This window comes from Streptomyces sp. ITFR-6 (assembly GCF_031844725.1).
GTDB lineage: Bacteria > Actinomycetota > Actinomycetes > Streptomycetales > Streptomycetaceae > Streptomyces.
This window is the reverse complement of sequence record NZ_CP134612.1, coordinates 2,907,711-2,930,095: the sequence shown is the minus strand read 5'-3', so window position 1 is coordinate 2,930,095 and position 22,385 is coordinate 2,907,711. Positions and strand designations below refer to the sequence as shown.

Here is a 22,385-nt window from a genome sequence, read left to right as displayed (position 1 = left end):
ATTGTCCCCGGACGGCCCAGGTGCTCCATGAGGGCCCTCGTGACGAACTACGCTCGGGCCCCATGAGCGACCAGCACAGCTTCGAAACTCTCGCGATCCACGCGGGAAACACCGCCGATCCCCTCACCGGCGCTGTTGTTCCGCCCATTTACCAGGTCTCCACGTACAAGCAGGACGGCGTGGGCGGGCTGCGCGGCGGCTACGAGTACAGCCGCAGCGCCAACCCGACGCGCACCGCACTGGAGGAGAACCTCGCGGCCCTTGAGGGCGGCCGCCGCGGGCTCGCCTTCGCGTCCGGTCTGGCCGCGGAGGACTGCCTGCTCCGTACGCTGCTGACGCCCGGCGACCACGTGGTCATCCCGAACGACGCCTACGGCGGCACGTTCCGGCTGTTCGCGAAGGTCGCCTCGCGCTGGGGCGTGGAGTTCTCGGTCGCGGACACCTCGGACGTGGCGGCGGTACGGGCCGCGATCCAGCCGCGCACCAAGGCGATCTGGGTGGAGACGCCCTCCAACCCGCTGCTCGGTATCACCGATATCGCGGCCATCGCCGGTGTCGCCCGCTCCGCGGGTGCGCGGCTGGTCGTCGACAACACCTTCGCCAGCCCCTACCTCCAGCAGCCGCTCGCCCTGGGCGCCGACGTGGTGGTGCACTCCACCACCAAGTACATGGGCGGCCACTCGGACGTCGTCGGCGGCGCGCTGATCGTCAACGACTCCGAGCTGTCGGAGGAGTTGGCGTACCACCAGAACGCGATGGGCGCGGTGGCCGGGCCGTTCGACGCCTGGCTGGTGCTGCGCGGCATCAAGACCCTCGCCGTCCGGATGGACCGGCACACCGAGAACGCCACCAAGGTCGCGGACCTGCTGACCCGGCACCCCAAGGTCAGCCACGTCCTGTACCCGGGACTGCCCGAGCACCAGGGGCACGAGATCGCCGCCAAGCAGATGAAGGCGTTCGGCGGCATGGTGTCCTTCCGCGTCGCGGGCGGCGAGCAGGCGGCGGTCGAGGTCTGCAACCGGGCGAAGCTGTTCACGCTCGGTGAGTCCCTCGGTGGCGTCGAGTCGCTCCTTGAGCACCCGGGCCGGATGACGCACGCCTCGGCGGCCGGATCGCCGCTGGAGGTCCCCGCCGACCTGGTCAGGCTCTCCGTCGGCATCGAGAACGGCGACGACCTGCTGGCCGACCTGACGCAGGCGCTCGGCTGAGTCCGGCTCCCGGCCGGTAGCCGGCGGTACGCCCCCCCGGGCGGTGCGTGGGTTCCATGCACCGCCCCTACGGCGTACCGCCGCTACCGGTCGCCCAGCGGCGGCGTCGTCTCGGTTGGCGGCGGCTGCCAGGGCTGGACCGTCACCGCCCACACCGTGAACACCGCCACCGCGGCGATCAGCGCCAGCAGCCCCAGCAGGCGCAGGGCCCGCCGCCGGCGCAGCACCCGGCCGCCGAGCTCCACCGCCCGTTCCGCGAGATCGGCGGGGACCGGCGGATGCGGCCCCTCCAGCATCCGCCGGACCTCGTCCTCCTTGCGGCCGGTACCGCTCATGGCGCGGCCTCCCGCCGGACGGAGGGGCCGCGGGTGCCGCGCATCGTGGCCACCGAGCGGTTGCAGATCGCGCGGATCCGGTCCACCGGCAGCCCGAGCAGCGCCGCGGTCTGTTCCTCCGGGACGCCCTCGTGCAGCCGCAGCACCAGCACGAGCCGTTCCTGCGGGGTCAGCCCCGCCAACAGCCCGCCGCGCGGATGGTGATGGCGCCAGGCCTCCCGCGCGAACCGGGCGGCCAGATCCTGCCGGGTGCGGTTGTACGGGTCCTCGCCGTGCAGCCGGTCCCAGTCCGCGTACGTACGGGCCAGCGCGGCCGTCAGCAGCCGCTGCGCGCGCTCGTTGGCACCCGGCGGCCGGGCGGGTTCCGCGGTGAGCAGGGTGGCGGCGTGCAGCAGCCGGCCGGCCGCGCCCGCCACGAAGGCCTCGAACTCCTGGGCGCGGCGCCGCTGTCGGCCCGCCTGGCGCTCTCGCACCCTGTCATCCGAGCGCGCCGCGGGCCCCCGGTCAAGGCCTGAGGGCGTGCGTCCGGGGGCCGGAGTACGGTCCTCAGTCCGCGGCGGGCGGCGGGTGTGCGCTCTGCCGGGCGGCCAGCGCCGCGTTGAACCGGGTGAGCAGCGCGCAGAACGTGTCCCGCTCCTCCGCGTCCCAGTCGCCGGTCACCTGGGACATCAGCTCGCGCCGCGAGGTCCGGACCTCGTCCAGGCGGGCCCGGCCGCGCGGGGAGAGCTGGAGCACGACGGCCCGGCCGTCCTCCGGGTGCGAGGTCCGCTTGACCAGGCCGGTGTCCACGAGCGGTGCGACCTGCCGGGTCACGGTCGAGGAGTCGATCCCCATCCCCGCGGCCAGCGCCTTGACGCCCATCGGGCCTTCCCGGTCCAGCCGGTTGAGCAGCAGATACGCGGCCCGGTCCATGGAATTGCGCACCTGGCCGACACCGCCGAGGCGGGTCTGTTCGGCACGGCGGGCGAAGACCGCCACCTGGTGCTGGAGGGCGTCGAGGAGGTGGTCGGGACCCGGGTTCTCCGGGGCTGCGCCCCCGGAAGGAGACGCGGCAGTCGTCATGTCCTGAGGGGGCATGGCCGGGGGCTCTCTTCGTGCGGTGTCGGATGGGTGGGGGACAGAGTACGCGGCCCCGGGGCAACGCGTACCAGCGCTGCACAAACCTGCGGACATCGGCGCGGGACGGCCTCCCCCGCGGCGGCCGCAACCCCTTTCAGCTGCAAGACTTGCGGTATGAACTTCCCGCCGCCCAACCGGTTTCCCCCGCTGATCCTCGATGACGTCAAGGGGGCGCAGAAGATGCTCTCCGGTGTGTCCAGGGTCACCGCCATGGAGGGCAGCCGCCATCTGACCGAGCTGGTGGGCGCTCCCGTCCGGTTCAAGTGCGAGAACCTCCAGCGGACCGGCTCGTTCAAACTGCGGGGCGCGTACGTACGGATCGCCGGACTCTCCCCGGTGGAACGGGCGGCGGGGGTGGTGGCCGCGAGCGCCGGGAACCACGCGCAGGGTGTCGCGCTCGCGTCCGCGCTCCTCGGCGTACGGTCCACGGTCTTCATGCCGGTCGGGGCGCCCCTGCCGAAGGTCGCCGCGACGCGCGAGTACGGGGCCCGGGTGCGGCTGCACGGCCACGTCGTCGACGAGACGCTGGCCGCGGCGCAGGAGTACGCGCAGGAGACCGGGGCGGTCTTCATCCACCCCTTCGACCACCCCGACATCATCGCCGGTCAGGGCACGGTCGGTCTGGAGATCCTGGAGCAGTGCCCCGAGGTGCGCACCATCGTCGTCGGCATCGGCGGCGGCGGGCTCGCGGCCGGGATCGCGGTGGCGGTGAAGGCGGTCCGGCCCGACGTACGGATCGTCGGGGTGCAGGCGGCGGGCGCCGCCGCCTACCCGCCCTCGCTGGCCGCCGGTCACCCGGTGTCGATCGGCTCGCTCCAGACGATGGCGGACGGCATGAAGGTGGGCCGGCCGGGCGATGTCCCCTTCCCGCTGATCAGGGACCTGGTCGACGAGATCCGTACGGTCTCCGAGGACGAGCTGTCCAGTGCGCTGTTGCTCTGCCTTGAGCGGGCCAAGATGGTCGTGGAGCCGGCCGGGGCGAGCCCGGTGGCCGCCCTGCTGAGCGACCCGAAGTCGTTCCGGGGTCCGGTGGTGGCGCTGCTCTCCGGCGGCAACGTGGACCCGCTGCTGATGCAGCGCATCCTGACCCACGGCATGTCGGCGGCCGGCCGCTATCTGAGCCTGCGGCTGCGGCTGACGGACCGGCCCGGCGCGCTGGCGACGATGCTCGCCGTGCTCTCGGTGGCCGATGCCAACGTGCTGGACGTGAGCCACGTACGCACCGACCCCCGGCTCGGCCTCACCGAGGCCGAGGTGGAACTCCACCTGGAGACGAAGGGCCCGGAGCACTGCGTGGAGGTCGCGGCGGCGCTGCGCGAGGCGGGGTACCTGGTCCTGAACTGAGCCGCTCCGGTACTCCGTTGCTCCGTGAACGCAATCTTGTGTGTCGCGATGTATCGCGTTACTGTGCCATCGCCCACTCCGTCGGCGTACGCACTTTGGCGCACATGCGTTCGTCTTCGCTGTTCGCCGGGCGGGGGGAGACGGGCAAATCTAGGATCTGTGAGGAAGCCACCCAAACCCACTGGGGGAACTCCATATGCCAGGCGCGATATACGCCGAAGGTCTGGTCAAGACCTTCGGTGACGTCACCGCACTCGGCGGTGTCGATCTCGACGTGCCGGAAGGCACCGTCCTCGGGCTTCTCGGCCCCAACGGCGCCGGTAAGACGACCGCCGTGCGCGTCCTGACGACGCTGCTCAGGCCCGACAGCGGCAGCGCCTTCGTCGCGGGCATCGACGTCCTGAAGCGGCCCAACGAAGTACGGCGCTCGATCGGGCTCTCCGGCCAGTTCGCCGCCGTCGACGAATACCTGACCGGCCGCGAGAACCTCCAGATGGTCGGCCAGCTCTACCAGATGAGCCGGCGCGACGCGAAGGTCCGGGCGGGGGAGCTGCTGGACCGCTTCCACCTGGCCGACGCGGCGGACCGGCCGGCCAAGACGTACTCCGGCGGTATGCGCCGCCGGCTCGACCTGGCGGCGGCGCTCGTCGTCTCCCCGCCGGTCATGTTCATGGACGAGCCGACCACCGGCCTCGACCCGCGCAACCGGCAGCAGCTCTGGGAGGTCATCGAGGAGCTGGTGGCGGGTGGTACGACGCTGCTGCTGACCACCCAGTACCTGGAGGAGGCCGACCGCCTCGCCCACGACATCTGCGTGATCGACCACGGCCTCGTCATCGCCCGCGGCACCTCCGACCAGCTCAAGGCCCGCACCGGCGGCGAGCGCGTCGAGGTCGTCGTGCACCAGCCGGACCAGATCGATCCGGCCCGCTCCGTCCTGCGCACCCTGGGCAAGGGCGAGGTCGCCGTCGTCCCGCACATGCGCAAACTGACCGTCCCGGTCGACGGCGGGGCCAAGCTCCTCGCCGAGATCATCCGCGACCTCGACAGCCGGGGCGTGGAGATCGACGACATCGGTCTGCGCCGCCCCACCCTCGACGACGTGTTCATCTCCCTCACCGGCCACGCGGCCGAACAGCAGAAGAACGAGGGCGACGGGGCGGACGGACAGCCCGCCGCCGCCGGATCGGAGGCAGAGAAGTGAGCGCCCTCAGCGGTACGGCCCCCACCCGCGCGCCCCGGTCGAGCGGCGGCATCGGCCAGTCCGTCCGGGACTCGCTGGTCATCGCCCGGCGGAACCTGATCCGGATGACCCGGATCCCGGAAATGATCCTCTTCGGGATCATCCAGCCGGTCATGTTCGTGGTGCTGTTCACGTACGTCTTCGGTGGCTCCATCGCCATTCCGGGCGCCGGCGTCAGCGCCGGCGCCTACAAGGAATTCCTGATGGCCGGCATCTTCGCGCAGACCGTCACCTTCGCTACCGCGGGCGCCGGCGCGGGCATCGCGGACGACATGCACAAGGGGCTCATCGACCGGTTCAGGTCGCTGCCCATGGCACGGGGCGCGGTGCTGACCGGGCGCACACTGGCCGATCTGGTGCAGACGGCCATCACGCTCGCGGTACTCGCGGGCGTCGCCCTGCTGGTCGGCTGGCACACCCACGAGAACATCGGCAAGGTGCTCGCGGGCTTCGGCCTGCTCCTGCTGCTCGGCTACGCGTTCACCTGGATCGGCGCGCTCATCGGCCTCTCCGTCCGCACCCCGGAGGCGGCCACCTCCGGAGGGCTGATCTGGCTGTTCCCGCTGACCTTCATCTCGAACGCGTTCGTGCCGGTCAACGGCATGCCGAGGTTCCTGCAGTACGTCGCGGAGTGGAACCCGTTCAGTGCCACGGTGGCTGCGGCCCGCGAGCTGTTCGGCAACACGATCGAGGGCGTGCCGAAGTCCGTGACGGGCGCCTGGCCGATGGAACACCCCGTCTGGGCATCGCTCCTCTGGTCCGTGCTGATCGTCCTGGTCTTCCGGACCCTGGCCGTGCGCAAGTATCGCTCGGTCGCCGTCTGACCGCCCAGGACGCGCGGAGAGCCCCGGCCGCGAGCGGCCGGGGCTCTCCGCGCGCTGTGTACGTACGGTGCCGAGCTGTGCGGATCAGCCGGAGTACGGCTTCGCCGAAAGGATCTTCACCGTCGCGGTCTTGCCGTTCGGCAGCTCGTAGTCCGCGGTCTCGCCCATCTTCTTGCCGTTCACGCCCACCCCGAGCGGGGACTGCGGGGAGTACGTCTCGATGTCCGCGCTCGCGTACTCACGGGAGGCCAGGAGGAAGGTCGTCGTGTCGTCGTCATCGCCGTCGAAGGCGATGGTCACGACCATGCCGGGCTCGACCACACCGTCGTCGGCCGGCGCCTCGCCGACCTTCGCGTGTTCCAGGAGCTGGGTCAGCTGGCGCACCCGGAGCTCCATCTTGCCCTGCTCCTCCTTGGCCGCGTGGTACCCGCCGTTCTCACGCAGGTCCCCCTCCTCACGGGCCGCCGCGATCTTTACGGCGATCTCCGTGCGCGCGGGACCAGACAGGTACTCCAGCTCGGCCTTGAGCTGGTTGTACGCCTCCTGCGTGAGCCAGGTGACGTTTTCGCTGGTCTGGGTCACAGGGTGCTCCTCGTCGGTACTGGGAATACAAAGCATCGCCCTACCCCGAAGCATGCGCTTCCACGGGTGGGCGAAACCACGAGCCTAACAATTCACCGGGAAAAGGGGGAGAAGGTTACCGACCGATCCTGCCGAACCGCAGGTCAGCGGAGCTAAGAGCGGGTCAGGACGTGCGTGCGGCGGTCAACGCGACGCCCCGTTGTCATCCGTGCAGCCCAGCAGTTCGGCGCTGGTCGCCCTGGACGTCGTACGCAGCGAGAGAACGCGGTCGATCCGGTCGGTGTCCTCGTCGAAACGAAAGTCCTTGCGGGCCACGTCGGTGCCGTCCTCGCGCTGTGAGCGGATCGTGCAGTAGCCCTTGGCATCCCGGTCCTTGCGGACCTCCAGATGCACCTCGACCCGGTCGTCCGAGACGACCTTGAACTTGATCACCTCGGCGCTGATCCCCTGGCCCGAGACGTAGTCGTAGCCGATCCAGCCGACCACGCCGAGCAGGGCGACGCCCAGCACCGAGCCGATGATCTTGAGTTTGCGGTCCGCGCGCTGGTCCGCGGAGCGGCCGTAGCGGTTCTCGGGGGGCGCCTCGCGCACCGCGGTCATGATCGTTCCTCCCGTGCCGGGGATCGAAGGAATTTTCCGCCCCCCGGTTCGGTCACTATAGAAGCCTCCACTCGCCACCCGACCGCCACCCCACACCGACGTCCCTGCGGGACGGCACCTGATGGCGACCGATCACTGAGGAACGAGTCTTGACTGAGCAGCTTCGACTGATGGCCGTGCACGCCCACCCCGACGACGAGTCGAGCAAGGGCGCGGCCACCATGGCCAAGTACGTGTCCGAGGGGGTGGACGTGCTGGTAGTGACCTGCACGGGCGGTGAGCGCGGCTCCATCCTCAACCCGAAACTCCAGGGCGACGCGTACATCGAGGAGAACATCCACGAGGTGCGCAGGAAGGAGATGGACGAGGCCCGCGAGATCCTGGGCGTCAAGCAGGAGTGGCTCGGCTTCGTCGACTCCGGGCTGCCCGAGGGCGACCCGCTGCCGCCGCTGCCCGAGGGCTGCTTCGCGCTGGAGGACGAGACCGTCGCCGCCGGACGCCTCGTCGCCAAGATCCGCGCGTTCCGGCCGCAGGTCATCACCACGTACGACGAGAACGGGGGCTACCCGCACCCCGACCACATCATGACCCACACGGTCTCGATGATCGCCTTCGAGGGCGCGGCGGACGCCGAGAAGTTCCCCGAGGCGGAGTTCGGACCGGTCTGGGCGCCGCAGAAGCTCTACTACAACCAGGGCTTCAACAAGCCGCGCACGGTGGCCCTGCACGAGGCGCTGCTCGCCCGCGGACTGGAGTCCCCGTACGCGGACTGGCTGAAGCGCTGGAAGGAGTTCGAGCGCGCCGAACGCACGCTGACCACGCATGTTCCGTGCGCGGACTTCTTCGAGATCCGGGACAAGGCGCTGATCGCGCACGCGACGCAGATCGATCCGGACGGCGGCTGGTTCCGGGTTCCGATGGACATCCAGCAGGAGGTCTGGCCGACCGAGGAGTACGAGCTGGCGAAGTCTCTCGTCGATACCTCCCTCCCCGAGAGCGACCTCTTCGCGGGCATCCGCGACAATGCCTGATATGTACGCGACTCAGGCACTGCCGCACCTCGTCCCGCTCGCCGAGGAACTGGACAAGAACAAGGTGACCCCCGGGGTCCTCGGCTTCATCGTCTTCGCCGCGCTCGCGGTGGGCGTGTGGGCGTTGATGAAGTCCATGAACCGGCACATGGGGAAGGTCGACTTCGAGGAGGCTCCGGAGGTGCCGGCGACGCCGAAGGCGTCCGCTGCGGCCGGTTCCGCGAAGCGGAAGTAGTGGGGCGGGGGCGGAGCGGTACCGGAGGCCGGTGACCGCTCCGCCCCGCAGAACTCAGAGCGTCGGGGCCGGCACGCCCATGATCTCTCGGGCGTGCCGGGTCGGGGTCAGGCCCAGGCGCCAGGCCTGCCAGCCGTCCTCCAGGTCCACCCCGCGGTTCAGGACCACCCGGAACGCCTCCGCGCAGTCCTCCAGCTTGCCGTCCCTGGTCTGGTGGCCGGCCGCGATCAGGTCTGCCAGCTCCTGCTGGGCCACCACCGTGCCCACCTCGATGCCGCCCGGCGAGGCGTACGGCAGCAGCGTGCAGTGCAGGAAGCGCGCCCAGTCGGCGCCGCGTGCGTCGCCGTACGAGTCGAACAGCGCGGCCGCCTCGCCGCACAGGTCCAGCGCCTGCGGCGCGCGCTGGTTGCCCGCGTCGATCAGGGCCAGCTCCAGACACGTCCACGCCTCCCCGTGGGCGACCCCGATCCGCCGGAAGTCGGCCCGCGCGTCCACCAGGAGCTGCCGGGCGAACCCGGAGTTGCGCAGGTTGCCCGTCTGCGCGGCCCGCTGGTCGCGGGTGACCCGGCCCGAGTGGTGCCGGGCGCACGCCAGCCCGTACACGTCCCGCATCCGGGAGAACATCGTGCGCGACCGCTCCAGCTGCCGTACCGCCTGATCGGTCTCGCCGGTCTCCTCCAGGGCCTGGCCCAGGTAGTAGAGCGTCCACGCCTCGCCCCGGGCGTCCTCGTTGTCGCGGTGCCGGGACAGCGCGGCGTTCAGCTGCTCCACCGCGGGGGCCGGATCGCCGTCCAGCAGCCGGGCGCGGGCCAGCTGGGTCAGCGCCCACGCCTCGCCGCGCTCGTCCCGGGTGCGCCCGTACAGATCGAGGGCCGTACGCAGCGCGAGCTCGGCCCGCTCCACATCGCCCATCCGCAGCCGCACCTGACCCAGCTGGAACTGCGTCCACGCCTCCCCGTGCAGCGACTCGCCCTCGCGGTGCAGGGCCAGCGCCGTGTCCAGGAGCGCCAGCGCCTCGGCCGGGTGCGCCCGGTCCCGCTCCACCGCGGCCAGCGCGTGCATCGACCAGGCCCGGTCGGCGGCCTGGTCCTCGGAGGTCTGCAGCTCCAGCGCCTCCCGCAGCCGGGCCGCCGCCTCGGTCAGATTGCCCTGGTGGTGCAGGGTGATGCCGAGCGAACAGAGCGCCAGCGCCGTACCCGAGTCGTTCTGCGCCTCGCGGTACAGGCCGACGACGGAGGACAGCGTGGTGCGCGCCTTGTCCAGCTCGCCCAGCTGACGGGCCGCGATCCCGGTCCGCCACTGCACCGAGCGCTCCAGCAGCCCCTGGTCGACCGCCTGCGTCAACTCGCTGATCTCACCGAGGCGGTAGAGGTCGCCGCGCAGCAGGCAGTAGTCGCACAGCGCGCCCAGCAGGTCGAGCACCGCCGCCTGGTCGACGCCCTCCGCGTGCCGCAGCGCGGAGGTGATGAAGCTCGACTCCTCGTCCAGCCAGCGCAGCGCCGCGTCCAGCGAGGTGAAGCCGTGCGAGCCGAACTGCCCGGCCCTGGTGGACATCTTGCCGTCCACCATCCGGATCACCGCACCGGCCAGCTCCGCGTAGTTCACGATCAGCCGCTCCTGCGCGGCCGTGCGCTCGGCCGGCTCCTCCTCGTCGAGCAGCCGGGCCAGCGCGAAGCCCCGTACGAGGTCGTGCAGCCGGTAGCGCGAACCGCGTACGTGGTCCAGCAGCCCGGCCCGGGACAGGGCGGCCAGCAGCCGCTCGGCCTCCTGCTCCTCGGCCGACAGCAGCGCGGCGGCCGCCGCCGCGCCCAGACTGGCACGACCGGCCAGCGCGAGCCGCCGCAGCAGCCGCCGCGCCTGCTCCGGCTGGTCGGTGTACCGCAGCCACAGCGCCCGCTCGACCGGGGTCACCGGGCCGTACGCGCCGAGATCCGCGGCCAGGGCGCTCGGGGTGCGCTCCCCGAGCGAGGAGCCCGCGATCCGCAGCGCCAGCGGCAGCCCGCCGCACAGTTCGGTGATCGCCTCGCCGGCCGGGTAGTCGTACGGCCCCAGGTCCTCCTCCTGGGACGCCTCGCGCAGCAGCTCCTCCGCCCCCGCCGGATCCAGCGCCCCGACCTCCAGCTGGTGCACCCACGCCTGGAGGGAACCGGGCAGTTCGAGCGGCTCGCGGGCGGTGACCAGGACCAGGCTGTCGGAACGCTCCGGGATCAGCGTGCGGACCTGCTCCACGTCACTGGCGTCGTCGAGGACGATCGTCACCGGCGTCCCGGTCAGATGCTGGTGGTACAACTCGCTGAGCCGGCGCACCTGCTGCTCCGCGGAGGACCCCGCGGAGCGGCCGGCCGAGCCCCCGTCCCGGAACAGCAGCTGCTCGCGCGGCGCGCCCAGCCGGTTCAGCAGGTGGAGCAGGGCGTCCCGGGTCGGCAGCGGCGGTTCGCCGTCCGCGCCGCCGCGCAGGTCCACCACGCACGCGCCCCGGAACTGGTCCTTCAGATCGTGGGCCGCCCGTATGGCGAGCGTGGTGCGCCCGGCGCCCGGCGGGCCGTGCAGGACGACCACGGTGGGCTTCGTCTCGGTGGACGCACGGGCCGCGTGCACCCACTGCCCGATCCGGGCCAGTTCGCCCCGCCGCCCGGCGAACTGGCTGTCTGTGGACGGGAGATGACTGAACGACTGGTCGAGGATCGCGCGCATGCGTGCCGCCGCGCTGCGGTCCCCGCCGCGCAGGGTCGGTGCGGTGCGGGCCTGCGCGGTGGCGGCCTTCTTCGCCGGGGTGCGGGACGAGGCGGTCAGCATCCGCTGCTGGTCGAGGAACGGCCGGATGCCGCGTACCTCCAGCGCCGTCAGCCACTGCAACCTCAACTGCTGGGTGCCGCCCGGCTGTCCGAGGGCCCCGGCCCGGCGGGAGGCGGCCGGCCAGTGCGAGGCGGTGACCTTGGCGACGGTCGCGGTGGCGCCCGCGACCGCGACGACGGCCCCCGCGCCGAGCGCCAGCCCCGACGCCGTACCGAGCACCAGATCCGCCCCGAAGGCGGCTGTCGCGGCAACTCCCGTGACCAGCAACGGTGTTCCGAGCGAGGCCTTGTCGAACTTCTGCTTTCCGGCCGCCGCGGCGTCGAGGGCCTGGACGTACGAGGCGTACTCCTCCGCCGCGCCCGATGCCATGGAGTCCAGGGCGCCCCGCGCCCGCGTCATCAGTACGCCGGAATCCGCCCGTCCGCCGGTGCGCCGTACCTCCTCCTCCACGGCCCGTACCAACAGCCGTTCGGCGTCCGCCCGGTGGCTGTCCCGCATCCGCATATGTCCCCCTCGGTTCCTGCCCTCGGCCGGCCCCGAATCCGGCCGGGTGGAGGACCAGTCTCCTGCCTGGGGCCGGTGCGCGACAGGGCGTCCGCGAGACTGCGGTGCTGTTTCTGCCCTGTCGGCCGGCGGGCCTCACGGCCCGGACGAGGTCCGCCGGTGACCGCGCGGTGTGCGGCGGGACGGGCCCGCGCCCGCCCCGCCGGACAGGACGTCGTTACCGCTGCCGGGCGGCGCGACGGCGTGCCGCCAGCACTCCGCCCGCCCCGAGGACCACGGCACCGGCGGCCGCGGCCGCGAGGGGCAGGGCGGAACCGGAGCCGGTCGCCGCGAGGCCACCACCCGTGGAGGAGGAGCCGGAGGAGCCGGAGGCGGAGTCGCCGCCCGTGGCGGAGGTCCCGGATCCGGACGCCGAACCGGACCCGGACGTAGAACCGGTTCCGGAAGCCGAACCGGAACCGCCGGACGCGTCCGTCCCCGAACCGCCGGAGCCGCCCGTCGAGCTGCCGCCGGACGCCGAGCTGCCGCCGCCCGTCGCGTCGGTACCGTCGCCGTCGATGTCGAGCAGGATGTCCGCCCTGTCATTCGACTTCACCGGGTCGAAGGGCCGGGACTTCTCTTCCAGCGCCACCGAGCCCTTGGCCCCGGCCACCGCCTTGTCGATCTTCAGCTTGAATGTGTAGGTGGTCTCGCTGTCCGCGTAGACCCACGAGTTATAGGTGCCGCAGTCGTACGTCCCCTGCCCCTGGCTCTTGCAGGAGGTCTGGGTGACCGTCGTGCCGGCGGGCATCTTGACGAGGACGTGGGTCACGGAGGCGTAGGGCTCCCCTGCTACCCAGCCGGGCCCGGCATTGGTGAACTTCACGGTCAAGGGGACCGTGTCGCCGACCTTGCCCTTCAGCCGGGCCCCCGTCACCTGGAAGTCGGCCGTGCTCTTGGCGGTCACGTCCGTCTTGCTCCAGGCGGGCCCGGTGGAGCCCGGGGCGGCCGGGGTCTCGTCGGGGCGTTTCACCAGCTTCACCGCGGGCCCGGTGCCCTGATCCGGCGGGCCCTCCTCACCCGTACCGGTCTCGATGCGGCTGTCGCTGACTCTCACGGCCAGCTCGTCGTTCAGGGCGCTGTCCCGCACCCTCAGCTTCAGCCCCTCGGGCGCGTAGACGACACCGGGGTCCACCGGCCCGTCGAACTCGCAGACCATGACGGAGGACTTAGGCATTTCGTCGGCGCCACCGAGGTTCTGGGTCGAGCAGTTGGAGGGCGTCGGGGAAAAGCCGAGGCCAAGGGTCACGGACCAGGCCATCCAGACCTTGTCGAGCGCCGCGGTGCCCGTGTTGGTGAAGGAACCCGGCAGGCTGCGCTCGCTGCCCGGCTCCACCCCGTCGATCGGGCCGATCCCGCCCAGCGCGAGATTGGGGGCGTCCGAGTCCGCGGCACCTGCGGGCGCGGCACCCAGCGCCGGCAGGGCGACGGCGCCGACAGCACCGGCGGTCTGGAAAAGGGCGCGACAACGGGGAGAAGCATGGGCCATGGAAACCTCTGAGTGAAGTGACAGACGCGGAAACCGCACCAACGCGGGAACGCTTGTTCGCTCAGGAGGCCTTCGGAGTGGCCGGGGGGTTGTACGCCGCCGCATGAGTCCCGGCACCGTGGGGCTCAGCCAACGGTCGCGTGATGTGACGACGGGGTGCCCGATTCGGATGAGGGCGGCGGGCCTCGCCAATGGGGTTGGGCATTGTGAGAGGCTGAATCGCATGAACCGGCTGGCTGGTGTGACCTCGCCTTATCTGCTGCAGCACGCTGACAACCCGGTCGACTGGTGGCCCTGGGGGCCGGAGGCTTTCGAGGAGGCCCGGCGGCGCGATGTGCCCGTCCTGCTGTCGGTCGGGTACTCGGCGTGCCACTGGTGCCATGTGATGGCTCACGAGTCGTTCGAGGACGAAGTGGTCGCGGCGTACCTGAACGGGCACTTCGTGCCGGTCAAGGTCGACCGTGAGGAGCGTCCGGATGTGGACGCCGTCTATATGGAGGCCGTGCAGGCGGCGACCGGGCAGGGCGGCTGGCCGATGACCGTGTTCCTCACGGCCGAGGCGGAACCCTTCTACTTCGGGACGTACTTCCCGCCCGAGTCCCGGCACGGACTGCCCTCCTTCCGGCAGGTGCTCGAAGGTGTCGTCGCGGCCTGGACGGACCGGCGTGACGAGGTCGGTGAGGTGGCCGGGCGCATCGTCCGTGAGCTGTCGCAGCGCACACTCGCCCACGGCGGGGAGGGCCTTCCGGCCGAGGCGGAGCTGGCGCAGGCGCTGCTCGGGCTGACCCGGGAGTACGACGAGAAGAACCGCGGCTTCGGCGGAGCGCCCAAGTTCCCGCCGTCGATGGTGATCGAGTTCCTGCTGCGCCACCATGCCCGTACCGGTGCGGACGGTGCGCTCCAGATGGCGGCCGACACCTGTGAGGCGATGGCCAGGGGCGGGATGTACGACCAGCTCGGCGGCGGCTTCGCCCGGTACTCGGTGGACCGGGAGTGGGTCGTCCCGCACTTCGAGAAGATGCTCTACGACAACGCGCTGCTCTGCCGGGTGTACGCCCATCTGTGGCGCTCGACCGGCTCCGAGTCGGCCCGCCGGGTGGCGCTGGAGACCGCGGACTTCATGGTGCGCGAGCTGCGTACCGCCGAGGGGGGCTTCGCCTCGGCGCTCGACGCCGACAGTGAGGACGCGGACGGGAAGCACGTCGAGGGCGCGTACTACGTCTGGACGCCGGAGCAGTTGCGGGAGGTGCTCGGGGAGGACGATGCCGCCTTCGCCGCGGAGTACTTCGGGGTGACGGAGGAAGGCACCTTCGAGGAGGGGGCCTCCGTGCTCCAGCTGCCGCTCACCGGCCCGGCCGACGAGGCGCGGGCCGCCGGCGTACGGGCCAGGCTCCTCGCCGCACGTGAGCTGCGCGCTCGGCCGGGGCGGGACGACAAGGTGGTCGCCGCGTGGAACGGGCTGGCCGTCGCGGCGCTCGCGGAGGCGGGCGCGTACTTCGACCGCCCCGATCTCGTCGAGCGCGCCACCGAGGCGGCGGACCTGCTGGTGCGGCTGCACATGGGGCCGGTCGCCCGGCTGGTCCGGACGTCCAAGGACGGGCGCGCCGGGGAGCACGCGGGCGTGCTGGAGGACTACGGCGATGTCGCGGAGGGCTTCCTCGCGCTGGCGGCCGTCACCGGTGAGGGCGTCTGGCTGGAGTTCGCGGGCTTCCTGCTGGACATCGTGCTGGAGCACTTCGCCGGCGAGGGCGGTCAGTTGTACGACACCGCGGACGACGCCGAGCGGCTGATCCGCCGACCGCAGGACCCCACCGACAGCGCCACCCCGGCCGGCTGGACGGCGGCGGCCGGCGCGCTGCTCTCGTACGCCGCGTTCACCGGCTCCGAACCCCACCGCACCGCCGCGGAGGAGGCGTTGGGCGTGGTGAAGGCGCTGGGGCCGAAGGCGCCGAGGTTCATCGGCTGGGGGCTCGCGGTGGCGGAGGCGCTGCTCGACGGCCCGCGTGAGGTGGCCGTCGCCGGGCCGGTCGGCGGTGAGCTGCACCGTACGGCGCTGCTGGGACGGGCGCCCGGCGCGGTGGTCGCGGCGGGGGAGACGTCCGGCTCAGAGTTCCCGCTGCTGGCGGACCGGCCGATGGTGGACGGGGCGCCGACCGCGTATGTGTGCAGGCACTTCGTGTGCGAGGCGCCGGCCACGGACCCGGAGGCGCTGGCCCGCGCGCTGAACGCTGCCCCGTAACCTCCGGCGGGCGCGCGGCGACAGCCGCGGTGCCGCGTCCTGGCCGGCGGTCACAGCAGCAGGCCGCCCTCCAGGGTGTCCAGCGCCTCGTTGATCAGGGCGATCAGGTCGCCCTGCTGTCCGTGTTCGCCCCAGTACAGCGTCACCTCGCGCAGTGCTCCCAGCACCGCCGCGACGAAGATCCGGATCTTCAGGTCGTCCGCGCTCCGGCCGGTGCGGTCGGCGAGCGCCTGGGCCAGGACCTTCGCGGTGTCCGACATGGTCTCCGTCATCCGCGCCCGGATGGCGGGGACCTCCACCATCAGCCGGGTGCGCTGGTGCAGTTCCTCGTTCTCCGTGGCGATGAACGACGTCAGCGTCTCGACCATCATCAACCGCACGGAGGCCAGCGGCGGTTCATCGGCCGGCCGGTTCCGCAGCGTCGCTTCCATGATCGGGTCGTACTCGTCGGTGAGGACGATGTCCTCCTTGGTCGCGAAGTACCGGAAGACCGTGCTCGGCGACACCTCCGCCGCCTCCGCGATCTGCTCGATGGTCGTCGCGTCGTACCCCTGCTCGGCGATCAGCCGGTAGGTCGCCTTCCGGATGGCGACCCGGGTCCTGAGCTTCTTGCGCTCGCGCAGTCCCAGCGGGGGCTGCGCGCCGGGTGCGGCGTGAGGGGTGCGAGAGGTGGCGGCCATGGTCGCCATTGTCAGGCATCGACGGGGGGTGACGGCCACGTCGGCCGGCTCCTCGCGCTTCGGCTTCGGGCCGGTGAGGAAGGCTGCGACCAGCAGGGCGCTGACCAGTGCGGTGGCGCCGATGACGAGCATGACCAGGCTCATGCCGTGCAGATAGGCGGAGTCCGCGAGCCGCTGTACCCCGAGCTTCGCCGCGACGGCGTGGGCGGCGACGACCGAGTCCCCGGCCGTGTCCGCCGCGGCGGCCGGCAGCCCCGCGGTGTCGAGCCGGCCGCTGTAGGCGCCGGCGAGCAGGCTGCCCAGCAGGGCGATCCCGAGCGCGCTGCCCGTCTGGCGCACGGTCATCAGCAGTCCGGAGCCGCTGCCCGCCCGGTCCGGGGGCAGGGCGGCCAGTGCGGCGTCCATGGCGGGCACGACGGCGAAGCCGAAGCCGACGCCCGCGACGGAGAGCCAGAGCGCGGTGAAGCCGTAGCCGCTGTCCACCGTCGTACGGCTGCCGAGGAACGCGGCGAAGGCGAGCACGACGAGCCCGGCCGACATCGTGGCGCGGGCTCCGAAGCGTGCGTTGAGCGGGCCGCCCGCCCGCGTCGCGACGATCAGCCCGCCCATCATCGGCAGCATCCGTACGCCCGTGCCGAAGGCGTCGTTGCCCAGAAAGGCCTGGAGGTAGCCGGGCAGGATGAACATCAGCCCGGCCAGGACGAACATGACGAGTGTCGCGGCGAGCGTGCTGAGCAGGAACGTCCGCTGCCGCAGCAAGGCCATGCCGAGCGCGGAGGCGGCCGAGACGATACCGATGGCCTTCATCCGGTCCTTCGGCTCCCCGAACAGCGAGGGCAGTACGGCCATGGCCAGCGGCATCACGAGAGCACCTCCGACGCCCATCACGCAGCGGGCCGCGATCACGGTGGGCACGTCGGTGGCGAGCGTGCCGATGACCGAGCCGGCGAAGAATACGCCGAGGCCGGTGATGAGCATCCGGCGTCGGCCGGTGGGGTCTCCCCTGCTCGAACGGAGTTGAGAGCTCGGGGAAGGTCCCCGAGCAGGCCCGCCGGAAGCATCAGCGCGGCGAACACCACGACGTACGCGTCGGCCATCCACTGCTGCTGGCCGGTGGTGGCGCCGAGATCACCGGCCATCGTCGGCAGCGCCACATTGAGGATGGTCATGTCGAAGCCCAGGACGAGCGTGCTCGCCACCAGCGCGCCCAGGGCCCACCAGCGTCGGTTCATGGCGTACCCCTTTTGAGAGTTGCAGTCAAGTGACAGTAACTCTCAAAAGGTGGTGAGTTTCAACATGGATCCCGTGCTCCTGCGTCCGGGTATGCGAAAGGGCCGCGGCTCGAACGCCGCGGCCCTTACCGGGGTTCAGCTCTGGCTGTACGCCACCAGGGAGATGCCGACGTAGTGCGCGACGAACGCCGCCAGGGTCAGCGAGTGGAAGACCTCGTGGAAGCCGAACCAGCGCGGTGACGGATTCGGCCGTTTGATGCCGTAGATGACGCCGCCGGCGCTGTACAGCACTCCGCCGACGACCACCAGCACCAGCACCGCGATCCCGCCGGTCCGCATGAAGTCCGGCAGGAAGAAGACCGCGGCCCAGCCCATCGCGATGTAGCACGGCGTGTAGAGCCAGCGCGGGGCGCCGACCCAGAACACCCGGAAGGCGATGCCCGCGACCGCCGCGCCCCAGACCGCCCACAGCAGCGGGGTCCCGGTGGACTCGGGCAGCAGGAGCAGGGCGAGCGGGGTGTAGGTGCCCGCGATGATCAGGAAGATGTTCGCGTGGTCCAGCCTGCGCAGCACCGCCTCGCCGCGCGGCCCCCAGGTGCCGCGGTGGTAGACGGCGCTCACGCCGAACAGCAGGCACGCGGTCAGGATGTAGACCCCGCAGGCGATCCGGCCGCGGGTGGTGTCCGTGAGCGCGATGAGCGCGATGCCCGCGATCAGGACCGCGGGGAACATGCCGGCGTGCAGCCAGCCGCGCATCCGTGGCTTCAGCTCGACATCGTCGGTTCCGGCTGGTTCCAGCCCGGTGGGCTCCGGTGCGGCGGCAGTGGCAGCAGTCATCCCTGCATCGTACCTACGCCACCGTAGGTTGCGGATATGAGTGGTGATGCTCACGTGGGCGGCCCCCTGGACATATGGGCGGAACGGTCGGATGATCAAATGAGTGCGGTCGGCACCGGATGAGCGCCAGGGGTAATTCGAAGGGGTAGAAGCATCCGGGTCGCAGCCCCCACGGGGCCTACCAGGCAGACACCCTCATCAAGGAGCGATCGTGGCGCGCGACATCGCGGCTCCCCTCACTGTTCCCACCAACCACCAGGAGCTCGTCTCCTGGGTCGACGAGATCGCAGCCCTCACCGAGCCGGACCGAGTGGTCTGGTGCGACGGCTCCGAGGCCGAGTACGAGCGCCTGTGCGGGGAGCTCGTGGCCAAGGGCACGTTCACCGAACTCGACCCGGTCAAGCGCCCGAACTCCTACTACGCCGCCTCCGACCCGAGCGACGTCGCACGGGTCGAGACCCGTACGTTCATCTGCTCCGAGAAGGAGGAGGACGCCGGCCCGACGAACCACTGGAAGGACCCCGCCGAGATGCGGGAGATCTTCGTGGGTGACGAGGGTGTCTTCCGCGGCTCGATGCGCGGCCGCACCATGTACGTCGTGCCCTTCTGCATGGGCCCCGTCGGCTCGCCGCTCTCCGCGATCGGTGTCGAGATCACCGACTCCGCCTATGTCGCCGTCTCCATGCGCACCATGACCCGCATGGGACAGCCGGTCCTCGACGAGCTCGGCACCGACGGCTTCTTCGTGAAGGCCGTCCACACCCTCGGCGCCCCCCTGGCCGAGGGCCAGGAGGACGTCCCGTGGCCGTGCAACTCCACCAAGTACATCTCGCACTTCCCCGAGGACCGCGAGATCTGGTCCTACGGCTCCGGCTACGGCGGCAACGCCCTGCTCGGCAAGAAGTGCTACGCGCTGCGCATCGCCTCCGTCATGGCGCGCGACGAGGGCTGGCTCGCGGAGCACATGCTGATCCTCAAGCTCACACCGCCGCGCGGGGAGTCGAAGTACGTTGCGGCGGCCTTCCCGAGCGCCTGCGGCAAGACGAACCTCGCCATGCTGGAGCCCACGATCTCCGGCTGGACCGTCGAGACCATCGGTGACGACATCGCCTGGATGCGGTTCGGCGAGGACGGCCGGCTCTACGCGATCAACCCCGAGGCCGGCTTCTTCGGCGTCGCGCCCGGCACCGGCGAGCACACCAACGCCAACGCCATGAAGACCATGTGGGGCAACTCCGTCTTCACCAACGTCGCGCTCACCGACGACGGCGACGTCTGGTGGGAGGGCATGACGGAGGAGCCGCCCGCGCACCTCACGGACTGGAAGGGCAACGACTGGACCCCCGAGTCCGGTACGCCCGCCGCCCACCCCAACGCCCGCTTCACCGTCCCGGCCGGTCAGTGCCCGATCATCGCGCCCGAGTGGGAGGACCCCAAGGGCGTGCCGGTCTCGGCCATCCTCTTCGGCGGCCGCCGCGCCTCGGCCGTACCGCTGGTCACCGAGTCCTTCAACTGGCAGCACGGGGTCTTCCTCGGTGCCAACGTCGCCTCCGAGAAGACCGCCGCCGCCGAGGGCAAGGTCGGTGAGCTGCGCCGCGACCCGTTCGCCATGCTGCCGTTCTGCGGCTACAACATGGGCGACTACATGAACCACTGGCTCAAGGTCGGCGCGGACAAGCCGGACCAGTCGAAGCTCCCGAAGATCTACTACGTGAACTGGTTCCGCAAGAACGAGGCCGGCAAGTTCGTCTGGCCCGGCTTCGGCGAGAACAGCCGCGTCCTGAAGTGGATCGTCGAGCGCCTGGAGGGCAAGGCCGAGGGCGTCGAGACCCCGATCGGCATCCTGCCGGCCAAGGGCTCGATCGACACCGCGGGCCTGGACCTCTCCGAGTCCGATCTCGACTTCCTGCTCAAGGTCGACAAGGAGATCTGGCGCGAGGAGGCGGCGCTGATCCCAGAGCACCTCAACACCTTCGGGGACCACGCGCCGAAGGAGCTGTGGGACGAGTACCGGGCCCTGGTCCAGCGGCTGGGCTGAGCGCCTGCCCCGAGGGGAGACCCACGACCGGAGCGCCGCGGATGGGTGGCACCCGGTCCACGCGCCTCTACGGCACGTGGACCGGGGCCGTCAGAGGGCGCCGACCAGGTGCGACGGGTCGGCGGAGAGCGCCGCGGTGTGGGCGTCCATCCGCTCGGCCGAGAGGATCGCGACGGCCGTGTCGGCGCGGGACGCCGCCACCACCAGGGTGCGGCCCGCGAGGGCGTGGGCGCGGCGGTGCAGGGCCGGGGCGGGGGCCTCGCTCAGGCCGGCGTGCCGGGCGGGGGGTGTGCCGCGCAACCGGGCGACCTGTTCGGCGATGCGGTCGCCCGCCTCGCCGAGCCCCAGCTCGTCGGTGACCGCGAGGAGTGCGGCCAGATGCCCGGCGAGCTGGATGTCCAGCTCTTCCTCGCGGGTGCGGTGCGGGAAGTCGGCGTGGTCGGCCGGTGTGTGGACCGATTTGGTGCGGATCGGTTCGTACATGGATGGCCTCCTGGTGTTGCTGTGGATCCATCCTAGCTTGGATTCAGTCTAAAGTTGTCCAGATTCACGATCGGGTGGTGCGCACCCTCGCCCGCACCCGTCGCCTACACCTGGCTGTACCCGTCCAGGAAGCGGGCGATCCGGCCGATCGCGTCCGTCAGGTCCTCGGTGGAGGGCAGGGTCACGACCCGGAAGTGATCGGTCTCCGGCCAGTTGAACCCCGTCCCCTGCACCACCATGATCTTCTCGGCCCGCAGCAGGTCGAGGACCATCTGCCGGTCGTCCTTGATCTTGTAGACCTTGGGGTCGAGCCTCGGGAAGAGGTACAGCGCACCCTTCGGCTTCACGCACGTCACGCCCGGGATCTGTGTCAGCAGGTCGTACGCCACGTCCCGCTGCTCCAGGATGCGGCCGCCCGGCAGTACCAGGTCGTTGATCGACTGCCGCCCGCCGAGCGCGGTGGCCACCGCGTGCTGCGAGGGCATGTTGGCGCAGAGCCGCATGTTGGCCAGGATCGTCAGCCCCTCGATGTACGAGGAGGCGTGCGCCTTCGGGCCGCAGACCGCCATCCAGCCGGAGCGGTAGCCGGCCACCCGGTAGTTCTTCGACAGCCCGTTGAAGGTGAGGACCATCAGGTCGGGCGCGATGGTCGCGGTCGGGGTGTGGGTCGCTCCGTCGTACAGGATCCGGTCGTAGATCTCGTCGGAGCAGACGACCAGGTTGTGGCGGCGGGCGATCTCCGTCAGCCCTCGCAGCATCTCGTCGTCGTACACCGCGCCCGTCGGATTGTTCGGGTTGATGATCACCATGGCCTTGGTGCGGTCGGTGATCTTCCGCTCGATGTCCGCGAGGTCCGGCATCCAGTCGGACTGCTCGTCGCACCGGTAGTGCACGGCCGTGCCGCCGGCCAGCGAGACCGAAGCCGTCCACAGCGGGTAGTCCGGGGCCGGGACCAGCACCTCGTCGCCGTCGTCGAGCAGCGCCTGCATCGACATCTGGATCAGCTCGGAGACGCCGTTGCCCAGGTAGACGTCCTCGATGTCGAGGTCGATCCCCTTGGTCTGGTAGTGCTGCATCACGGCCCGCCGCGCGGACAGCAGCCCCTTCGCGTCGCCGTAGCCGTGCGCCCCGGAGAGGTTGCGCAGGATGTCCTCAAGGATTTCCGGCGGGCACTCGAAGCCGAACGCGGCGGGGTTGCCGGTGTTCAGCTTGAGGATGCGATGGCCGGCCGCTTCCAGCCGCATCGCCTCCTCCAGCACGGGGCCCCGGATTTCGTAACAGACGTTGGCGAGCTTCGTGGACTGGATGACCTGCATGTCTGCGAGCTTACGACTGTGTTTCGCGGGGTGCCCGGCCTTTCCCCGCAGGTTGACCCAGCCGGGTCGCCCGGTCCGCCCGGTCCGGCTTCCATCCCATGCGCCGACCGCCCGCGAACCGTGGGAACGCGGGGCGCGGACGGGGGCCGGGCTTGGAAAGGGGTGCGGCCGGGGCGTGACGGAGCAGGCCGGGTGAGATGCGCCACGGAGG

General features: G+C 71.2%; 19 protein-coding genes and 1 pseudogene. 8 read left to right on the top strand and 12 right to left on the bottom strand.

Annotated elements, in window-relative coordinates; all coding sequences use genetic code 11:
* The first annotated feature begins 62 nt into the window (after positions 1–62).
* The gene (locus RLT59_RS12990; RefSeq protein ID WP_311303555.1) at positions 63–1,208 is read left to right on the top strand and encodes a cystathionine gamma-synthase; all 1,146 of its coding nucleotides are present in this window, start codon (positions 63–65) and stop codon (positions 1,206–1,208) included.
* 83 nt (positions 1,209–1,291) lie between these two features.
* On the opposite strand, the gene RLT59_RS12985 is transcribed toward RLT59_RS12990, so the two are convergent.
* The 3 genes from RLT59_RS12985 to RLT59_RS12975 all read right to left on the bottom strand — a co-directional run bounded on the left by RLT59_RS12985 (position 1,292) and on the right by RLT59_RS12975 (position 2,620).
* On the bottom strand, positions 1,292–1,543 hold the full coding sequence (locus tag RLT59_RS12985; protein ID WP_311303554.1) for a hypothetical protein: 252 nt from the start codon (positions 1,541–1,543) through the stop codon (positions 1,292–1,294).
* Positions 1,540–2,016 carry a sigma factor-like helix-turn-helix DNA-binding protein gene (locus tag RLT59_RS12980; protein WP_311303553.1) on the bottom strand — a complete coding sequence of 159 codons (477 nt, stop codon included), beginning with the start codon at positions 2,014–2,016 and terminating at the stop codon, positions 1,540–1,542. Before RLT59_RS12980 ends, RLT59_RS12985 begins: the two co-directional genes overlap by 4 nt.
* Before the next feature lie 73 nt (positions 2,017–2,089).
* Positions 2,090–2,620 carry a MarR family winged helix-turn-helix transcriptional regulator gene (locus tag RLT59_RS12975; protein WP_311303552.1) on the bottom strand — a complete coding sequence of 177 codons (531 nt, stop codon included), beginning with the start codon at positions 2,618–2,620 and terminating at the stop codon, positions 2,090–2,092.
* A 156-nt stretch (positions 2,621–2,776) separates the two neighbouring features.
* On the opposite strand from RLT59_RS12975, the gene ilvA reads away from it, so the two are divergent.
* The 3 genes from ilvA to RLT59_RS12960 all read left to right on the top strand — a co-directional run bounded on the left by ilvA (position 2,777) and on the right by RLT59_RS12960 (position 6,073).
* Positions 2,777–4,006 carry a threonine ammonia-lyase gene (gene ilvA, locus RLT59_RS12970; protein WP_311303551.1) on the top strand — a complete coding sequence of 410 codons (1,230 nt, stop codon included), beginning with the start codon at positions 2,777–2,779 and terminating at the stop codon, positions 4,004–4,006.
* 196 nt (positions 4,007–4,202) lie between these two features.
* Positions 4,203–5,210: an efflux ABC transporter ATPase subunit, DrrA-related gene (locus RLT59_RS12965; RefSeq protein ID WP_311303550.1), complete on the top strand. Its 1,008-nt coding sequence runs from the start codon at positions 4,203–4,205 to the stop codon at positions 5,208–5,210.
* The gene (locus tag RLT59_RS12960) at positions 5,207–6,073 is read left to right on the top strand and encodes an ABC transporter permease (protein WP_311303549.1); all 867 of its coding nucleotides are present in this window, start codon (positions 5,207–5,209) and stop codon (positions 6,071–6,073) included. Before RLT59_RS12965 ends, RLT59_RS12960 begins: the two co-directional genes overlap by 4 nt.
* Positions 6,074–6,157: 84 nt before the next feature.
* Here RLT59_RS12960 and greA read toward each other — a convergent pair whose 3' ends face one another.
* Both greA and RLT59_RS12950 read right to left on the bottom strand, forming a co-directional pair.
* Positions 6,158–6,655: a transcription elongation factor GreA gene (gene greA, locus RLT59_RS12955; RefSeq protein ID WP_024488974.1), complete on the bottom strand. Its 498-nt coding sequence runs from the start codon at positions 6,653–6,655 to the stop codon at positions 6,158–6,160.
* A gap of 183 nt (positions 6,656–6,838) precedes the next feature.
* The gene (locus RLT59_RS12950; RefSeq protein WP_311303548.1) at positions 6,839–7,255 is read right to left on the bottom strand and encodes a DUF4307 domain-containing protein; all 417 of its coding nucleotides are present in this window, start codon (positions 7,253–7,255) and stop codon (positions 6,839–6,841) included.
* A 149-nt stretch (positions 7,256–7,404) separates the two neighbouring features.
* On the opposite strand from RLT59_RS12950, the gene mca reads away from it, so the two are divergent.
* A complete protein-coding gene (gene mca / locus RLT59_RS12945) occupies positions 7,405–8,286 on the top strand; it encodes a mycothiol conjugate amidase Mca (RefSeq protein WP_311303547.1) in 882 nt (293 codons plus the stop codon).
* Position 8,287: 1 nt separating this feature from the next.
* Positions 8,288–8,521, top strand: coding sequence for a hypothetical protein (locus RLT59_RS12940; RefSeq protein ID WP_311303546.1), 234 nt, complete (start codon positions 8,288–8,290; stop codon positions 8,519–8,521).
* Positions 8,522–8,575: 54 nt separating this feature from the next.
* On the opposite strand, the gene RLT59_RS12935 is transcribed toward RLT59_RS12940, so the two are convergent.
* Positions 8,576–11,821, bottom strand: coding sequence for a tetratricopeptide repeat protein (locus RLT59_RS12935; RefSeq protein ID WP_311303545.1), 3,246 nt, complete (start codon positions 11,819–11,821; stop codon positions 8,576–8,578).
* 217 nt (positions 11,822–12,038) lie between these two features.
* The gene (locus RLT59_RS12930; protein WP_311303544.1) at positions 12,039–13,349 is read right to left on the bottom strand and encodes a hypothetical protein; all 1,311 of its coding nucleotides are present in this window, start codon (positions 13,347–13,349) and stop codon (positions 12,039–12,041) included.
* A 223-nt stretch (positions 13,350–13,572) separates the two neighbouring features.
* Between RLT59_RS12930 and RLT59_RS12925 the strand changes: the two genes are divergently transcribed.
* Complete coding sequence (locus tag RLT59_RS12925; RefSeq protein WP_311303543.1) at positions 13,573–15,588, top strand: thioredoxin domain-containing protein; 2,016 nt, start codon at positions 13,573–13,575, stop codon at positions 15,586–15,588.
* A 50-nt stretch (positions 15,589–15,638) separates the two neighbouring features.
* On the opposite strand, the gene RLT59_RS12920 is transcribed toward RLT59_RS12925, so the two are convergent.
* The 3 genes and pseudogenes from RLT59_RS12920 to RLT59_RS12910 all read right to left on the bottom strand — a co-directional run bounded on the left by RLT59_RS12920 (position 15,639) and on the right by RLT59_RS12910 (position 18,337).
* On the bottom strand, positions 15,639–16,268 hold the full coding sequence (locus tag RLT59_RS12920) for a TetR/AcrR family transcriptional regulator (RefSeq protein WP_311307712.1): 630 nt from the start codon (positions 16,266–16,268) through the stop codon (positions 15,639–15,641).
* Between the two features lie 24 nt (positions 16,269–16,292).
* Positions 16,293–17,500, bottom strand: a pseudogene (locus RLT59_RS12915) (MFS transporter); the annotation flags it as partial.
* Positions 17,501–17,635: 135 nt separating this feature from the next.
* The gene (locus RLT59_RS12910) at positions 17,636–18,337 is read right to left on the bottom strand and encodes a PAQR family membrane homeostasis protein TrhA (RefSeq protein ID WP_311303542.1); all 702 of its coding nucleotides are present in this window, start codon (positions 18,335–18,337) and stop codon (positions 17,636–17,638) included.
* 211 nt (positions 18,338–18,548) lie between these two features.
* Between RLT59_RS12910 and RLT59_RS12905 the strand changes: the two genes are divergently transcribed.
* Positions 18,549–20,375 (top strand): phosphoenolpyruvate carboxykinase (GTP), encoded by a 1,827-nt coding sequence (locus tag RLT59_RS12905; protein WP_311303541.1) that lies wholly within the window; start codon positions 18,549–18,551, stop codon positions 20,373–20,375.
* Between the two features lie 90 nt (positions 20,376–20,465).
* Here the strand turns inward: RLT59_RS12905 and RLT59_RS12900 are convergent, their stop codons facing one another.
* Both RLT59_RS12900 and RLT59_RS12895 read right to left on the bottom strand, forming a co-directional pair.
* Positions 20,466–20,858 carry an SCO4983 family protein gene (locus tag RLT59_RS12900; RefSeq protein ID WP_073736763.1) on the bottom strand — a complete coding sequence of 131 codons (393 nt, stop codon included), beginning with the start codon at positions 20,856–20,858 and terminating at the stop codon, positions 20,466–20,468.
* Positions 20,859–20,962: 104 nt separating this feature from the next.
* A complete protein-coding gene (locus RLT59_RS12895; protein ID WP_311303540.1) occupies positions 20,963–22,174 on the bottom strand; it encodes a pyridoxal phosphate-dependent aminotransferase in 1,212 nt (403 codons plus the stop codon).
* Between the last annotated feature and the right edge of the window lie 211 nt (positions 22,175–22,385).

Coding starts and splice junctions, on each gene's coding strand:
- RLT59_RS12925 (WP_311303543.1), top strand. CDS start 13,573: ATGAACCGGCTGGCTGGTGTGACCTCGCCTTATCTGCTGCAGCACGCT.
- RLT59_RS12895 (WP_311303540.1), bottom strand. CDS start 22,174: ATGCAGGTCATCCAGTCCACGAAGCTCGCCAACGTCTGTTACGAAATC.
- RLT59_RS12910 (WP_311303542.1), bottom strand. CDS start 18,337: ATGACTGCTGCCACTGCCGCCGCACCGGAGCCCACCGGGCTGGAACCA.
- ilvA (WP_311303551.1), top strand. CDS start 2,777: ATGAACTTCCCGCCGCCCAACCGGTTTCCCCCGCTGATCCTCGATGAC.
- RLT59_RS12900 (WP_073736763.1), bottom strand. CDS start 20,858: ATGTACGAACCGATCCGCACCAAATCGGTCCACACACCGGCCGACCAC.
- RLT59_RS12975 (WP_311303552.1), bottom strand. CDS start 2,620: ATGCCCCCTCAGGACATGACGACTGCCGCGTCTCCTTCCGGGGGCGCA.
- RLT59_RS12920 (WP_311307712.1), bottom strand. CDS start 16,268: ATGGCCGCCACCTCTCGCACCCCTCACGCCGCACCCGGCGCGCAGCCC.
- RLT59_RS12950 (WP_311303548.1), bottom strand. CDS start 7,255: ATGACCGCGGTGCGCGAGGCGCCCCCCGAGAACCGCTACGGCCGCTCC.
- RLT59_RS12985 (WP_311303554.1), bottom strand. CDS start 1,543: ATGAGCGGTACCGGCCGCAAGGAGGACGAGGTCCGGCGGATGCTGGAG.
- RLT59_RS12965 (WP_311303550.1), top strand. CDS start 4,203: ATGCCAGGCGCGATATACGCCGAAGGTCTGGTCAAGACCTTCGGTGAC.
- RLT59_RS12940 (WP_311303546.1), top strand. CDS start 8,288: ATGTACGCGACTCAGGCACTGCCGCACCTCGTCCCGCTCGCCGAGGAA.
- RLT59_RS12990 (WP_311303555.1), top strand. CDS start 63: ATGAGCGACCAGCACAGCTTCGAAACTCTCGCGATCCACGCGGGAAAC.
- RLT59_RS12930 (WP_311303544.1), bottom strand. CDS start 13,349: ATGGCCCATGCTTCTCCCCGTTGTCGCGCCCTTTTCCAGACCGCCGGT.
- RLT59_RS12935 (WP_311303545.1), bottom strand. CDS start 11,821: ATGCGGATGCGGGACAGCCACCGGGCGGACGCCGAACGGCTGTTGGTA.